Below are 14,706 nucleotides of genomic sequence, written 5' to 3'. Positions count from 1 at the left end.
CGAAGCCACGCCTGCGACCAACAGGCCTCCGGTCAGCGCGCCGATCGCCGTGACGGCGGCGATCGCCCGCGCTCTGAACGAGTTGGTGAGCACCGTTGCTCCTTCGTCGCTGATCCTGGGAGCGCTCCCAGACGTGATCGGGGTAACGCCCTCGCCAGGCACATGACAGCACCGCCACCGACTCGCCGTCAAGGCATGAAACGATTCACGACCACGGTGTCCCACTTGGTCCGAACGGGCGCGCTCACCTGCCCGGAGGTGCTCTGAAAAGGTTCAACGACCGCCGGTCACCTGGTGCGGCGCCGGGTCCGCGGCACCCGGCGGCTCGACTCGCGCACCACCAGCTCCGGGGCGAACAGCACGTGCCGGTGCTCGTGCTCGGCGGGCGTCATCGACTCCGCGATCACCAGCTCGGCGGCCGTGCGGCCGATCAGCTGGCGCGGCTGGCGCACCGAGGTGAGCGGCACGGCCGCGGCGGCGGCGAAGTCGATGTCGTCGTACCCGACGATCGCGAGGTCCTCCGGCACCCGGACGCCCGCCCGCACCAGCACCTGCAGCACGCCCAGCGCGAGCAGGTCGTTGGCGCAGAACACCGCGTCCGGCCGCGTGGAGCGGGCCAGCAGCTGCTCGCCCGCGCGCTGCCCGGAGACCACGTTGAGCGCCGGCACCTTCAGCTCCTCCAGCACGCCGGCGTCGCGGCCCGCCTTGCGCACCGCGTCGACCGCGCCCTCGTGCCGCTGCCTGGCCTGGTGGATCCGGGACGGCCCGTTGACCATCACGATCCGCTCGTAGCCCTCGGCCAGCAGGTGGGTGACCGCCAGCTCGCCGCCCGCCCGGTCGTCCACGGCCACGGAGCACAGATCCGGGTCGGTGGTCGGGTGGTCGAGCAGCACCACGGACATGCCGCGGTCGCGCAGCCGGCGCACCGGGGCCAGGTCCGTCTCCACGGGCGTGATCAGCACGCCGTGCACGCGCTGCTCGGCCAGCAGCTCCACGTGCCTCGCCTCGCGCTGCGGCGACTCGTCGCTATTGCACAGGATCACCGCGTGCCCGGCCTCGCTCGCGGTGTCCTCGACACCGCGGGCGACGTCGGTGAAGAACGGGTTGCCCACGTCGAGCACCACGAGCCCGATGGCGCGCGGTGTGCCCGAGCGCAGCTGGCGGGCCGCGTCGTTGCGGACGAAGCCGAGCTCCTCGATCGCGCCCATGACCCGGTCGCGGGTCGCCGGCGCGACGACCTCGGGGCGGTTCAGCACGTTGGAGACGGTGCCGACGGACACCTTCGCGCGCGTGGCGACATCGCGGATGCTCACCGGTGAAACCACCGCGCCTCCTCGGCGGACAGCAGGGGGTGAAGGGCTGGACTCTATCGGCCGGCACCGTTCCCGGTCCGGCACGACGCCACAGCCGATCTTAATCGCCGGCCGGCAGCGTTAAATCGTTTCACCCCAGGTGGTTCACGCGCCCCACCCCGCCTGCTCGCCGCCGACCCGCTCGGCCACGATCCGCTCGCCGTACCCGGAACGCGCGTAGGCCGCCATCGGGTCGGGGTCCAGGCCCATCCCCTCGCGCACGGACGCCACCAGCGGCCGCACGTCGGTGTTGTAGGCGTCCATCAGCACGGCGTTCGCGCCGAGCACGTCACCGGCGCGCTGCGCCGCGGCCAGCGCGTCCCGGTCGACCAGCAGCGCCTTCGCGGTGGCCTCCTGCACGTTCATCACCGACCGGATCTGGCCGGGGATCTTCGGCTCGATGTTGTGGCACTGGTCGAGCATGAACGCCACCCCGGAGTCGGCCGCGAGAGCGCCGCCCCGCACCACCTCGAACATGATCCGGAACAGCTGGAACGGGTCCGCCGAGCCGACCATCAGGTCGTCGTCGGCGTAGAAGCGGGAGTTGAAGTCGAACCCGCCGAGCTTGCCCGCGCGCAGCAGCACGGCGACGATGAACTCGATGTTGGTGCCCGGCGCGTGGTGCCCGGTGTCGACCACGACCCGCGCCCGCTCGCCCAGTTCCAGGCAGTGCGCGTAGGCGGTGCCCCAGTCCGGCACGTCGGTGGTGTAGAACGCGGGCTCGAACAGCTTGTACTCCAGCAGGATCCGCTGGTTCGGCCCGATCCGCGCGTACGTCTCGCGCAGCGCTTCGGCGAGCCGGTCCTGGCGGGCCCGGATGTCGTCCTGGCCGGGGTAGTTGGTGCCGTCGGCGAACCACAGCTTCAGGTCGCGCGACCCCGTGGCGTCCATGATGTCGACGCACCGCATCAGGTGGTCGAGCGCCTTGCGGCGGACCGCCGGGTCGGGCGAGCACACGCTGCCGAGCACGTACGCGTCGTCCTGGAAGACGTTGGCGTTGATCGTGCCGAGGGACACGCCGTGGTCCTCGGCGAACTCGGCCAGCTCCGCGTAGTCGTGCACCGCGTCCCACGGGATGTGCAGCGCCACCGACGGCGCCACGCCGGTGAACCGGTGCACGGTGGCCGCGTCGGCGACCTTCTCGTGCGGGGTGCGCGGCACGCCGCGTTGCGCGAACACCTTGAACCGGGTGCCGGAGTTGCCGAACGCCCACGACGGCAGCTCGATCCGCTGCCCGGCCAGGGCCTCGGCCACGGCGCCCACCCCTGGTGCTCCTGTCTTGGTGTCCACTTCGGACTCCTCACTGCTCAGTCGAGGTGGAAGACCTCGGTCAGCGGCCTCATGGCCTCGTCGGGCTGCCTGCCGTCCAGCGCGGTGAAGAACTCGGCCATCTCGGCCTGCCACCGGTCGTTCACCTCGCGGTCGCGCATGCCACGCTGGGCGGCGTCCCAGTCCGGGGTCTCCAGGTAGCCGACGAGCAGCCCGTCGTCGGCCAGGAAGAGGCTGTAGTTGCCCCAGCCGGTCTCCCGCAGCGCCTCCCGCATCTCCGGCCACACCTCGCGGTGCCGCTCCCGGTACTCCTCCAGCCGCTCCGGGCGCACCCGGAGCAGGAAGCAGACACGTCGCACGCGACCCTCCTCGGTACTGAAACGTTTCACGACGACGTTATGGTTACGCCGCAAGGCTTGTCAATGGTCTGGACTACTCACGGCGGACGCACACCGTCGTAGAACGCCACCCGCACGGCGACCTCCCGCTCCTCCCCCGGCGCGAGCACGACCGGCTTGTGCCAGGCGAGCGCCGAGCCGATGCCCTGGTACTGGTCGACCCGCACGAACCACGGGTCGGTCGGACCGGACACCACGGCCGTCCACGGGCGCCGGGGATCGCCGACCACGACGGCCAGCCACGGCGCGGTCCGGCCGTTGACCTCCGCCTCGCCGGCGCCGTTGGGGCTGAAGACCCGCACGGTCAGCGGGTCGAGGTCGGGCAGCCGCCAGAACCAGCCGCCGTAGCCCGCGCCCTCCCGGCCTTTGCTGCCCGGGCTGTGCAGCACCACGTCGACCTCGGCGGTGAGCACGCTGGTCCACTCCAGCTCCCAGCCGTCGGCGACCATCCGGCGGCGGACGCGCCGGCGTTCGCGCAGCAGGACCGCGCCCGCCGAGTCGCACCAGGCCAGCTCGCCCGGTCCGGTCTCCTCGACCCGGCCGAGTTCGCCCGGCACGTACCCCTGTCCGGGCACGTAGTTGCGCCCGCCCCACAGGTTGACGCCGTTGACGTCGGGTAACGCGAGGCCGATGCCCCGGTGCCACGGGTGGTCGTCCGGGTGCTCGCCGGTGACCACGATCCCGCCGAGCGTGCGCACCGGGTGCAGCGCCGGCCGCGGCACGACCAGCGGCAGCGCCACGCCGTCCCAGCCGTGCCGGGCCACACCGCCCAGCGGCGACCACGGCACCTCCAGCTCGGCGAACGTGCGCAGCTGCTCGGCGGCCTTGGCCACCACGTGGTCCACGCCGTCCACGTCCACCCGCTTGCCGTTGCGCCGCAACCACGCGGGGTCGATCGGCACGGGGTCCGGCGCGGTGCGGACGGCCTCCAGCACCCGCATGAACGCCCCGGTACCGGCCAGCGGCGCGTGCAGCGGCACGGCCGGGTCCGCCAGGTGGTCCAGCAGGTTCCGCAGCGGCGAGTCGTGCCGGTAGCGCTCCTCGATGCCGTCGATCACGAGCCGGTGCTGGCTGTAGTGCAGCACCGCGCGCTTGCGGCTGCCGTGCACGACGAGCACCGGTTCCCGCACGACTTCGGCGCACAGCGTCACCGCGACCACGACGACCGTGCCGTTGCGGGTGCGCAGCCGCAGGCAGGAGGTGTCGTCGGCCTCGATGTCGCGGGAGCGCAGCAGCTCCAGCTCGATGTCGTGCACGTCGTCCACGCCCGTGCTGCCGTCCAGCGCCAACGCGGTCGCGATGCCGTGCGCGAACGGGTTGGTCAGCGCGCCGTCCACCACCGGCACGCCGTCGAGCGTGCGTCGGCCCGCCCACGGCGCACGGGTGTAGTAGGTGTCGTCACGCGACCACGTGCCGCGCACGCCGATGCCCCGGATCTCGCCCAACGTGCCGGACCGCATCAGCTCGGCCAGCCGGTGCACCGCGTGCGAGCCGAGGCTCTGGAACCCGACCTGGACCACCCTGCCCGCGGACCGGTCGACCAGGTCGTGCCAGTCGGCCAGGGTGGGGGTGGGCGGTTTCTCCAGCAACAAGTGCGCGCCCGCGGCCAACACCTGACGCGCCAACGGCACGTGCGTGTGCATGGGGGTGGACACGATGCCGATGTCCGCGTCGCGCATCAGCTCCGCCAGGTCGGCGTCCACCGGCCGGTGGCCGACGAGCCGCTGCGCCTCGCCGTCGAGCGGGTCCACCTCGCACACGCCGGTGAGCCGCACCAGGCCCTCGGCTTCCAGCGCGGCGATCTCGCGCAGGTACAGCCGCCCGTAGCCGGCGGCACCGGCGAGCACCACCCGCGGCGTCACCGGCGCTCCACCGCGACCGCGGCGAACACCAGCAGGCCGGGCACGACGACGGCGAACGCGGGCGCCTGCACGACCACCAGCCCGGCCACCGCCAGCGCGACCACCAGGTACGCGTAGCCGACCCAGTCGCGCGACGGCGCGGTGAGCAGCACCGCCCACCGGTCACCGGGGTTCCACCGCGCCGCCGCCCGCAGCAGCACCAGCACCACCGCGGCCAGCGCCAGGCCGATCACCGGCCCCAGCACGGACGCGCCCGGCAGGCCGCCCAGCAACGCCAGGACGTCCAGCGCACCGACCGCGAGCACCACCAGCGGCAGCACGACGGCGAACGGGTCGCGCACCGCCTGACCGAGCAGCACGACGAACCGCCGCGCCGTCGGCGTGCGGCCGTCGTCCACCAGTTCGCGCAGCAGCACGGCGCCCGCCGCCGCGGCGGGCAGCGCGGTCAGCACCGGCAGCGCCGCCGCGGTCACCAGCACTCCGATCAGCAGCACCTCGGCCAGCAGGGCCAAGGGCCGCGCCCAGGCGCTCATCCCTTGAGACCGGAGGTCGCCACGCCGTCCACGAGGAACCGCTGGAACGCCAGGAAGAACAGGCCGATGGGCAGCAGCGCGAGCACCGACATGGCGAACATCGGCCCGAACGCCGACTGCGTCGCCTGGTCGATGAACAGCTGCAGCGCCAGCGGCAGGGTGAACTTCTCCGGGTCGTTGAGGTAGATCAGCTGGCTGAAGAAGTCGTTCCAGGTCCAGATGAACGTGAAGATCGCGGTGGTGATCAGGGCGGGCCGCAGCAGCGGCAGGATCACGTGCCGGAACACGCCGACCGGGCCGCAGCCGTCCAGCGTCGCCGCCTCGTCCAGCTCGCGCGGCAGCGAGCGGATGAACTGCACCATCAGGAAGATGAAGAACGCGTCCGTGGCCAAGAACTTCGGCAGCACCAGCGGCCAGAACGTGTTCACCATGTCCAACTGCTGGAAGATGACGTACTGCGGGATCAGCACCACGTGCTGCGGCAGCATGATCGTCATCATCATGAACCCGAACAGAGGGCCGCGGCCCCGGAAGTGCAGCCGGCCGAACGCGTAGGCCGCGAGCGAGCACGACAGCACGTTGCCGACCACCGCGCCGACCGAGATCACCAGCGAGTTCCAGAAGTAGTGCAGCACGCCGAACTCGCCGACGCCGTCGAACACCTCGGCGTAGTTGTCGCCGGTCGGGTCCCGCGGCAGCAGCGCGAGCGTCGAGATGACCTCGGTCGCCGGCTTGAACGACGTCGAGACCAGCCAGATCACCGGGTACAGCAGCACCAGCAGCACGCCGACGACCAGGACGTGCCACAGCACCCTGCCCGGCGCGGCCGACGACTTGGCCGCGGTCGCGGATGTCAACGTGCTCAACGGTCCTCCCCCGCGTAGAACACCCAGCGCCGGGCGCTGCGGAACACCAGCGCGGTCAGGATCGCGACCACGGCGAGCAGCACCCAGGCCATCGCCGAGGCGTAACCCATCCGGAAGTCGGTGAACCCGCGCTGGTACAGGTACAGCGGGTAGAGCAGGGTCGAGTCGCTGGGACCGCCGCGCCCGCTGCTCACCACGAACGCGCCGGTGAACGCCTGGAACGCGTGGATCGTCTCCAGCACCAGGTTGAACAGGATCACCGGCGACAGCATCGGCAGCGTGACGCTGAGGAACCGGCGCGACGGTCCCGCTCCGTCGATGGCCGCCGCCTCGTACAGCTCGCGCGGCACCTGCTTCAGGCCGGCCAGGAAGATCACCATCGGCGCGCCGAACTGCCACGCGGCCAACGCCACCAGCGTGAGCAGCGCGTACTGCGGCTGGTCGACCCAGCCGCCGATGTCCAGGCCGATCGAGGACAGCACCCGGTCGACCGTGCCGTCGGTGGAGAACATCGCCCGCCACGCCAGCGCCACGCTCACGCTCGCGCCCAGCAGCGACGGCGCGTAGAACGCCGACCGGTACAGGCCGACGCCCTTGCGCGCCCGGTTGAGCAGCATGGCCACCGCGAGCGCCAGGCCGAGCTTGAGCGGCACCGAGACGAGCACGTACTTGGTCGTGGTCCACGCCGCGTGCCAGAACCGCTCGTCGCCGGTGAACATGGTCACGTAGTTGTCGACGCCGATCCACGTCGGCGCCTCGAACAGGTCGTAGTCGGTGAACGACAGGTACAGCGACGCCACCATCGGGCCGATGGTCAGCAGCGCCGCGCCGATGATCCACGGCGACAGGAACAGGTAGGCCACGCCCTGGCCGCGCCGCCGACGGCCGCGCGCGGCGGACGTCGGCGGCGGGTCGGCCGGGACCGGGGGCCTGGTCAGCACGGACTGGGTCATGCTCAGGACCCCAGCGACTGCTCGGCGTCCTGGACCACGCGCTTGGCCGCGTCGGCGACGCTCACCCGGTTGAAGATCACGTCGTCGTAGGTGCGCTGGAAGTCCCGCTTGATGGCCGAGGAGCCGGTGGGCCAGGCGCCGAACGCGGGACCGATCTTGTCCTGCTGCGCCGCCTCGTAGTCGCACACGGCCTTGCTGCCGCCGTCGGCCGACGAGCACACCTGCGCGCGGATCTCCTCGTTCGGCGGCACGCCGCGCGACGCGCCGAGCAGCTTGCCCGCCTCGGGGTCGTTGAGCAGGAAGTCGAGCAGCTTCACCGCCGCGGCCTTGTGCTTGGACCGCTGGGACACCGCGAACGACACCGGCGGCATGGCGGCCATGCCGCTCTCCGCCACGTCGCTGGGCAGCGGCGCGAGCTTGAGGTTCGGCCCGAACGCGCCGAAGTAGCCGGTGACGGCCGAGTCGTAGCCGATCTCGGAGGCGGCCTGCTTGGTCACGATGCCGGAGTTCTGCACCGAGCCGTCCATCTTGGTGGTGACCTCGGCCGCCGAGACGCCCTTGCCCGACCGCATCGTGCCGATCATCTCCCAGTACTCGGCCAGCTCGTCGGCGGTGAAGCCGAGCTTGCCGTCGGGGGTGTAGAGGGACTTGCCGTGCTGGTGCAGCCACACCTCGAACCAGTCGACGGCCCAGCCGAAGTCCGTGGTGCCCGCGACCTGGCCCGCCGCGCCGACCTTGGTCATCGCCTCGGTGAACTGCGCCCACGTCCACTTCTCGCCCGGCGCGGTCGGCACCGGCACGCCCGCGGCCTCGAAGTGCGTCGGGTCGAAGATCAGCATCTGGGTGGTCGCGCCGCCGGCGACGGCGTACTGCTTACCGTCGACCTTGCCGCCCTCCAGCAGGTTCGCCGGGATCTTGTCGAGCTTGAGGTCCTTGCCGGTGTGCTCGCCGAGGTCGGCCAGCACCTTGCGGCCCGCGTACTCGCCTACCGTGGCCCGGTCCAACTGGAGCAGGTCCGGTCCCGCGCCGCCGGCCACCTGCGTGGACAGCTTCTGGAAGTACGCGTCGTAGCCGCTGTACTCCGTCTCCACCTTGATGTCGGGGTTGCGCTTCTGGAACTCGTCGACCGCCGCCCTGGTGACCTTGGCGCGGTCCTCGTTGCCCCACCAGACGAACCGCAGCGTCACCGGGCCGTCGGCCGAATCGCTACCGCAGCCGGACAGCGCTGCGGTCAGCGACACCAGCCCGACCAGCAGGCCTGCCGCGCCGCGGCGAGACACTCGTCCCATCACCCTCACCTCTCGGTTGAATCGGTTCAACCAAGCTAGGTGAGCCCCATCACCGCGTCAAGGCTGATTTTCCGGCGCTCCGGCGCTGAAGTCGGCCGGTCTTGCCTTTCGCGTTGAAACGGTTCATCCTGTGGCGTCATCACGCCCCTCGCGCAACGCCGCGCCCTTTGGAGGCCGCAGATGCCCCGCGTCCGACCCCTACCCGCCGTCCTGGCGGCCCTAGCGCTAGTCCTGAGCGCGTCCCCCGTCTCGTCCCCCGCCACGGCCTCGCCCGACGGCCCGCGGCTCGAACGACTCGACCGCGGCCTGGTCGCCGCGCGCACCGACGGCGGGGTGTTCCTGAGCTGGCGGCTGCTGCGCCACGAGGCCACCGGCCACACCGGCACGGGCCTGGCCGGCCCGGCGTTCGCCGTCTACCGCGACGGCCGCCGCATCGCCACGGTCACCGACAGCACCAACTACCTGGACCGGGAGGGCGGCTCGGAGTACCGGGTGGCGCCGGTGGTCCGCGGTCGGCAGGGCGAGGCGAGCGAACCCGCGGCGCCGTGGGCGGGAGGGTCCTACGACCTGCCGCTGCGCAAGCCCGCCGACGGCGTGACGCCGGCCGGTGAGGCGTACACGTACTCGGCCAACGACGTGAGCGTCGGCGACGTGGACGGCGACGGCAGCTACGAGTACGTGGTGAAGTGGGACCCGTCCAACCAGAAGGACGTCTCGCAGGTCGGCTACACCGGGCCGACCTACGTCGACACGTACCGGTTCGACGGCACGCTGCTGCACCGCGTGGACCTGGGCGTGAACATCCGGTCCGGCGCGCACTACACGCAGTTCCTGGTCTACGACTTCGACGGCGACGGCCGCTCGGAGATGATGATGAAGACCGCGCCGGGGTCGAAGGTGACGACGTACGACCGGCACGGGAACGCGGTGTCGGAGCGGCACGTGACGATGCCGCGCGAGGACGTGCGCGCGGGCTACTCGCACAGCGACGACTACCGGCTCAGCGCCGCGGGCTACTACGAGCACGTGGTGAAGATGTTCCGGGGCTGGCACGAGCACCCCGAGGTGGTCGCGGGCCGGTGGCCGGCGACGTTGGAGCAGGCGTTCGGCATCCCCGTCCGGCACACCTACCCGTTGTCCGATGTGGACGCGCGGGCACTCGCGGACCACTTCGTGGACGTGTACGCGCCCAGCCGCAGCACGCGCAACAACCTGCGGGCGTTCGCCGGCTTCATCGTCGACGGCCCGGAGTACCTGACCGTGTTCGACGGCAAGTCCGGCCGTGAGCTGGAGACCGTGCGGTACGAGCCGGGTCGGCACGACGACGGGCTCATGTGGGGCGACTACGCGTTGAGCCGGATCGAGCCGGGCAACCGGGTGGACCGGTTCCTGGCCGGCGTCGCGTACCTGGACGGCAAGCGGCCGTCGGCGGTCTTCGCCCGCGGCTACTACACGCGCACCACGCTGGCCGCGTACCGGTGGAACGGCCGCAAGCTGGTCAAGGACTGGTTCGTGGACAGCGGCTGGGTGCAGATGAGCAACCCGTTCAACTTCCCGGTGCACGGGCGGGACGGCACGTCGCCGACGCACGGCGGGCTGGCCACGCAGGGCGCGCACTCGTTGAGCGCGGCGGACGTGGACGGCGACGGCAAGCAGGAGATCGTGTACGGGGCGTCCACCATCGACCACGACGGCAAGGTGCTGTACAACTCGTCGGCCGTGCTGCCGCCGGGCAGCGCCAACCCCGGCGCGGTGGCGCGGCTCGGCCACGGCGACGCGCTGCACGTGACCGACATCGACCCGGCCCGGCCGGGGCTGGAGATCTACATGGTGCACGAGGGCGCGACGTCGGCGCCCTACGGCTACGCGCTGCGTGACGCGGCCACCGGTGAGGTGATCTACGGCGGGTACACCGGCCGGGACACCGGGCGCGGCATGGTCGGTGACGTGCTGCCGGACGAGCCGGGGCTGGAGACGTGGGCGTCGCTGCCCGGCGGCACGAACGCGGCGGGGCTGTGGTCGGCCGACGGGCGGCCGCTGTCGACCGCGACCCCCGGCACGAACGCGAGCATCCGGTGGGCGGCGGACCTGACCACGCAGATCGTGGACGGCGCGCAGGACGTGACGCCGACGATCAAGGACTGGCGGCGCGGCACGGTGCTGACCGCCGAGGGCACGCGAACCAACAACGGCACGAAGGGCAACCCGGCGCTGGTGGCGGACGTGCTCGGCGACTGGCGTGAGGAGTTGCTGGTGCGCACCGCGGACAGCTCGGCGTTGCGGATCTACCTGAGCACCGAGGTCACCGGCCACAAGCTCTACACGCTGATGCACGACCCGCAGTACCGGGTGGACGTGGCCCGCCAGCAGACCGCGTACAACCAGCCCGCGTACACCGGCTTCTACCTGGCCTCGGACGTCGAGTGGGCGAAGGTGCCGCGTTAGGGTCGGTGGGTGATCACGATTGCCGTGGCCCAGCCGCGCTGCACCCCTTACGACGTGGCCGCCAACGTGGCGGCTCACGCGGAGGCGGTGCGCGCGGCTGGGGCGCGGGTGGTGGTGTTCCCGGAGCTGTCGTTGACGGGGTACCACTTCGACGCGCCGGTGGTGCCGTTCTCGATGCTGGAGCCGTTGGTGGTGGCGTGTGCCGAGACGGGGACGGTGGCGTTGGCGGGTGCGCCGGTTGGGTTGGTTGGTGGGGCGGGTGCGGGTGGGGTTGGTATTGGTGTGCTGGAGGTGACCGGCGCGGGGGTGCGGGTCGCGTACCGGAAGATGTGGCTCGGTGGCGGGGAGGCGGTGCGCTTCCGTCCTGGTGACGCGCCCGCGGTGGTCGAGGTGGATGGGGTGCGGCTCGGGTTGGCGGTGTGCAAGGACACCGGCGTGCCGCGGCACGCGGCGGACACGGTGGCGTTGGGCGTGGACGTGTACGTGGCCGGGATGTTGGAGCACATGTGGGGTTCGGGCGTGTTGGACGAGCGGGCACGGCGGGTCGCGGCCGAGCACGGGGTGTGGGTGGCGATGGCGAGCTTCGCCGGCACGACGGGTGAAGGGTACGAGTCGGCGGCGGGTCGTTCGGCAGTGTGGGACTCCTCCGGTGGGATGATCGGTCGCGCCGGCACCGAGGTGGACGCCGTGGTGCGGGCGGTGATCCCAGGACGCTCCACGGACGGAGGGGCATGACCGACGCCGACCTACCCGCCTTCTTCCACAACGCCGAGAACGCGTCGCGGCGAGGGCAGCGACAGGCGTTGGCGTGGAGCCGGGTCCGCCTGGTCAGCGCCGTGGTCGCGGCGATCGGCGGCGCGATGACCTGGACGGCCTTCGGCGCTTCACCGGGCGGTGCGCTGGCGATGGTGGCGTTCGCGGTGGCGCTGGTGGTCGAGATCCTGCTGTGGACGCAGCAACCCGAGCGCGACTGGTACGCCGGGCGCGCGGTCGCCGAGTCGATCAAGACGCTGGCGTGGCGGTACGCGGTGGCCGGCGCGCCGTTCCCGGCTGACGCGGCACGGGCGGAGGCGTTGTACCACGACCGGGTGGCCGAGGTGGTCGCGGAGGGTGAGCAGCGGCTCTCGATGGAGGGCGACGACCCGTCACCCACACAGGGGATGACCGCGTTGCGGGCGGCACCGTTCGAGCAGCGGCGGACCGAGTACCTGGAGCATCGCCTGAAAGAGCAGAAGGACTGGTACTCGGCCAGGGCCCGGCACAACCGGCAGCGGACGTTGCAGTGGCGCATCGCGCTGATCGCCGGCGAGGTGGCGGCCATCGTGCTCGCGGGGGTGCGGACGTTCAGCGAGTGGAACGTCGACATGTCCGGCGTGCTCGCGGCGGCCGTGGCGAGCGGGGCGGCGTGGCTCGGGACGCGGCGGCACTCGACGCTCGCGACCAGTTACTCGATGGCGGCGCGGGAGCTGGTGCTGGTGCGGGCGAAGCTGGTGGACGCGGATGAGGCGTCGTGGGGTGACGTGGTGGCGGAGGCCGAGAAGTCGATGGGGCGGGAGCATCGGTTGTGGTTGGCGTCGCGGCCGGTGGAGAGTTGAGGCGGTCGGGGTGAGGGTGAGCAGGTGGTCGAGTCCCGTTTGATGGGCGCGATTGGGTCCGGCTCGATTTGACATGGGGCCCTTACGGGCACTCCAGGCAGGCCAAACCCGGGCAGGCCTGGCGGGAAGAGCGTCCGCCAAGCCTGCCCGGCTTCGACCAGCCTAAAGCACCCGAACCCATGTCAAATCGGGCCTCGGTGGGGGTGCGCCGGGTCCGATGTGCGGCCGTTGGGGTAGGTGCCTAGGTACATCGATTCCGGGGCCGTTGTGAGGCCGGTTGGGTTGTCCACAGTGGAGTGGGTGGCGATCTTCTACGTCAGCCGACCGATGTTTCCGCATTGATGCGGCCTCATCGTGGGGGTCATCGCACCGACGCCCGCACAACGACGTGCGGCCTCAACGGAAGGTGCACCCCGATGATCCATTCCGTATACGCCGCACACGCGGATGAGGCGGGGGTTCGGGCCGAGACCATGGCCCGGTTCCTGCGCGACGTACCCGTCCCCTTCACCCGTGTGCTGTCCCTGTGGGTGGGCTACCGCCTGCGCCGCGAACCCCGGCAGCCCGATGTTCTGCACCACCTGACGCCTCGACAGGCCCATTTGCTCGGCTTACCTCCGCACACGGCGGTGACACGGCGCGAGGGCTACCTGGTGCCGCACCTCGGTGACGGTGGGCCGCGTTTGGCGGCGATCACCGCGTTGGTGCATCAGCGCGGTCTTGAGTTGGATGAGCCTGGGCGTGACGAGTTGGCTCGCGGGTACACGCCGCTTGGTCTGCTGGTCACCGGGGCGCACCGGGCCACGCATTACGCGACCACCACTCGTGCGCCGGAGGACCCGGACTTCGCCGAGCCGTTGCCCGACGAACCCGACGACGTGCCCGCGTTGTGGTGCCAGGCCACCCTGCTCAGCGCGGGGAGACCGGTGGCGTTGGTGCGGGAGACCGTCTACCGGGTCGCGTTCACCGGTCGCCGACCACCTGACCTGACCACGCGACTGACACCGGCGCCGCCACGACTGGTGTCGTGATGCGCGCCCGGACCGCCGCGCTCGCCGCGACGACGGTGGCGGCGGGGTCCAGCGGGTACGTGGTGGCGGCGGTGTTGACCGAGGTCGCGGATGATCACGGGGTCAGCGCTGGGGCGGCGGGGCAGACGATCACGGTGTTCGCCTTGGCCTACGCGGTCGGGTCGCCGGTGTTGGCGATGCTCACCGCGCGGGTCGAGCGGCGGGCGCTGTTGGTGGTCGCGTTGCTGGTCGCGGCGTTGGGCAACATCGGGGCGGCGCTGGCGCCGACGTTGGACCTGCTGCTGGTCGCCCGGGTGCTCACCGCGTGCGGGGCGGCGTTGGCCACGCCGGCGGCGACGGCGGTCGCGGCCCAGCTCAATCCCGGGCACAAGGCCAAGGCGATGGCGGTCGTGACGGCGGGGTTGACCGCGGCCACGCTGCTGGGGGTCCCGGCCGGGCGGTTCGTCGCCGACCGGCACGGTTACCGGGCGGCGTTCGTGCTGGTGGCGGTGTTGTGCGTGGTGGCGGCGGTGGTGGTGCGGTCCGCCGTGCCGTCGGTGCGGCCGGGACCGGCGGTGGGGTTCCGGCAACGGCTCGCGCCGCTGGCGGACCCGCCCGTGCAGCGGTTGCTGGCCGTGTCGCTGCTGGCGTGCCTGGCCACGTTCAGCGTCTACGGCTACCTGGGTCCGATCACCGGTCGGCCGCCGGACGGCGGTCACCTGCTCGCCTACGGCGTCGGCGGTGTGCTGGGCAACGCGATCGGCGGGGTGGCGGCGGACCGCCACGGGCCGCGCACGCCGCTGTTGGTGGCGCTGGGCGGCTGTGCGGCGGTGCTCGTGGTGCTGCCGACGATGTTGGCCGGGCCGACGGCGTTCGTGGTGATGGCGGCGTGGGGCGCGTTGTTCTGGGCGTTCAACCCGCCCCTGTTCGCGGCGCTGGTGGCGGTGGACCCGGACCGGGCGAACCTCCTGCTCGCTCTGAACGCGTCCGCCATCTACACCGGCATCGCCGGTGCGGGTGTGCTCGGCGGTGCGGTGGCCGCCCCGGCCGTCCCCCTCGTGGGCGCCGCCGTCGCCGTCGCGGCCGTCGCGATCGCCGCCACGACCCGCGAAAGGAGGTTGGTGACGCGCTGAT

13 protein-coding genes are annotated in these 14,706 nt (G+C 71.9%); 5 read left to right on the top strand and 8 right to left on the bottom strand.

Annotated elements, in window-relative coordinates:
* Positions 1-287: 287 nt before the first annotated feature.
* The 8 genes from ADK67_RS42680 to ADK67_RS42645 form a co-directional block, all read right to left on the bottom strand.
* Complete coding sequence (locus tag ADK67_RS42680) at positions 288-1,313, bottom strand: LacI family DNA-binding transcriptional regulator (protein ID WP_442974245.1); 1,026 nt, start codon at positions 1,311-1,313, stop codon at positions 288-290.
* A gap of 144 nt (positions 1,314-1,457) precedes the next feature.
* On the bottom strand, positions 1,458-2,642 hold the full coding sequence (gene rhaI / locus ADK67_RS42675; protein WP_231648637.1) for an L-rhamnose isomerase: 1,185 nt from the start codon (positions 2,640-2,642) through the stop codon (positions 1,458-1,460).
* Positions 2,643-2,659: 17 nt separating this feature from the next.
* On the bottom strand, positions 2,660-2,980 hold the full coding sequence (locus ADK67_RS42670) for an L-rhamnose mutarotase (protein ID WP_053722290.1): 321 nt from the start codon (positions 2,978-2,980) through the stop codon (positions 2,660-2,662).
* A gap of 77 nt (positions 2,981-3,057) precedes the next feature.
* Entirely contained in the window at positions 3,058-4,881 is a 1,824-nt protein-coding gene (locus tag ADK67_RS42665) for a DUF6807 family protein (protein ID WP_053722289.1), read from the bottom strand.
* Entirely contained in the window at positions 4,878-5,414 is a 537-nt protein-coding gene (locus ADK67_RS42660) for a hypothetical protein (RefSeq protein WP_053722288.1), read from the bottom strand. Before ADK67_RS42660 ends, ADK67_RS42665 begins: the two co-directional genes overlap by 4 nt.
* Positions 5,411-6,280, bottom strand: coding sequence for a carbohydrate ABC transporter permease (locus ADK67_RS42655; RefSeq protein WP_053722287.1), 870 nt, complete (start codon positions 6,278-6,280; stop codon positions 5,411-5,413). The genes ADK67_RS42660 and ADK67_RS42655 overlap by 4 nt, the downstream gene beginning before the upstream one ends.
* Complete coding sequence (locus ADK67_RS42650) at positions 6,277-7,233, bottom strand: carbohydrate ABC transporter permease (RefSeq protein WP_053722286.1); 957 nt, start codon at positions 7,231-7,233, stop codon at positions 6,277-6,279. Before ADK67_RS42650 ends, ADK67_RS42655 begins: the two co-directional genes overlap by 4 nt.
* 2 nt (positions 7,234-7,235) lie before the next feature.
* On the bottom strand, positions 7,236-8,522 hold the full coding sequence (locus ADK67_RS42645; RefSeq protein ID WP_157621552.1) for an ABC transporter substrate-binding protein: 1,287 nt from the start codon (positions 8,520-8,522) through the stop codon (positions 7,236-7,238).
* A 180-nt stretch (positions 8,523-8,702) separates the two neighbouring features.
* Here ADK67_RS42645 and ADK67_RS54935 point away from each other — a divergent pair, with 180 nt between their 5' ends.
* The 5 genes from ADK67_RS54935 to ADK67_RS42620 all read left to right on the top strand — a co-directional run bounded on the left by ADK67_RS54935 (position 8,703) and on the right by ADK67_RS42620 (position 14,705).
* On the top strand, positions 8,703-10,967 hold the full coding sequence (locus ADK67_RS54935) for a rhamnogalacturonan lyase (RefSeq protein ID WP_053722284.1): 2,265 nt from the start codon (positions 8,703-8,705) through the stop codon (positions 10,965-10,967).
* Between the two features lie 9 nt (positions 10,968-10,976).
* Entirely contained in the window at positions 10,977-11,702 is a 726-nt protein-coding gene (locus ADK67_RS42635; protein ID WP_197289889.1) for a carbon-nitrogen hydrolase family protein, read from the top strand.
* Positions 11,699-12,562, top strand: coding sequence for a DUF4231 domain-containing protein (locus ADK67_RS42630; protein ID WP_053722283.1), 864 nt, complete (start codon positions 11,699-11,701; stop codon positions 12,560-12,562). The genes ADK67_RS42635 and ADK67_RS42630 overlap by 4 nt, the downstream gene beginning before the upstream one ends.
* A 416-nt stretch (positions 12,563-12,978) precedes the next feature.
* Positions 12,979-13,593 (top strand): hypothetical protein, encoded by a 615-nt coding sequence (locus ADK67_RS42625; protein ID WP_053722282.1) that lies wholly within the window; start codon positions 12,979-12,981, stop codon positions 13,591-13,593.
* Positions 13,593-14,705, top strand: coding sequence for an MFS transporter (locus ADK67_RS42620; protein WP_063797916.1), 1,113 nt, complete (start codon positions 13,593-13,595; stop codon positions 14,703-14,705). The genes ADK67_RS42625 and ADK67_RS42620 overlap by 1 nt, the downstream gene beginning before the upstream one ends.
* The last annotated feature ends 1 nt before the right edge of the window (position 14,706 follow it).

The organism is Saccharothrix sp. NRRL B-16348 (genome assembly GCF_001280085.1).
Classification (GTDB): Bacteria; Actinomycetota; Actinomycetes; order Mycobacteriales; family Pseudonocardiaceae; genus Actinosynnema.
Note: the sequence above shows the minus strand (reverse complement) of the source record. Positions and strands in the feature narration are given on the sequence as shown.

Coding starts and splice junctions, on each gene's coding strand:
- ADK67_RS42660 (WP_053722288.1), bottom strand. CDS start 5,414: ATGAGCGCCTGGGCGCGGCCCTTGGCCCTGCTGGCCGAGGTGCTGCTG.
- ADK67_RS42650 (WP_053722286.1), bottom strand. CDS start 7,233: ATGACCCAGTCCGTGCTGACCAGGCCCCCGGTCCCGGCCGACCCGCCG.
- ADK67_RS42645 (WP_157621552.1), bottom strand. CDS start 8,522: ATGGGACGAGTGTCTCGCCGCGGCGCGGCAGGCCTGCTGGTCGGGCTG.
- ADK67_RS54935 (WP_053722284.1), top strand. CDS start 8,703: ATGCCCCGCGTCCGACCCCTACCCGCCGTCCTGGCGGCCCTAGCGCTA.
- ADK67_RS42630 (WP_053722283.1), top strand. CDS start 11,699: ATGACCGACGCCGACCTACCCGCCTTCTTCCACAACGCCGAGAACGCG.
- ADK67_RS42625 (WP_053722282.1), top strand. CDS start 12,979: ATGATCCATTCCGTATACGCCGCACACGCGGATGAGGCGGGGGTTCGG.
- ADK67_RS42620 (WP_063797916.1), top strand. CDS start 13,593: ATGCGCGCCCGGACCGCCGCGCTCGCCGCGACGACGGTGGCGGCGGGG.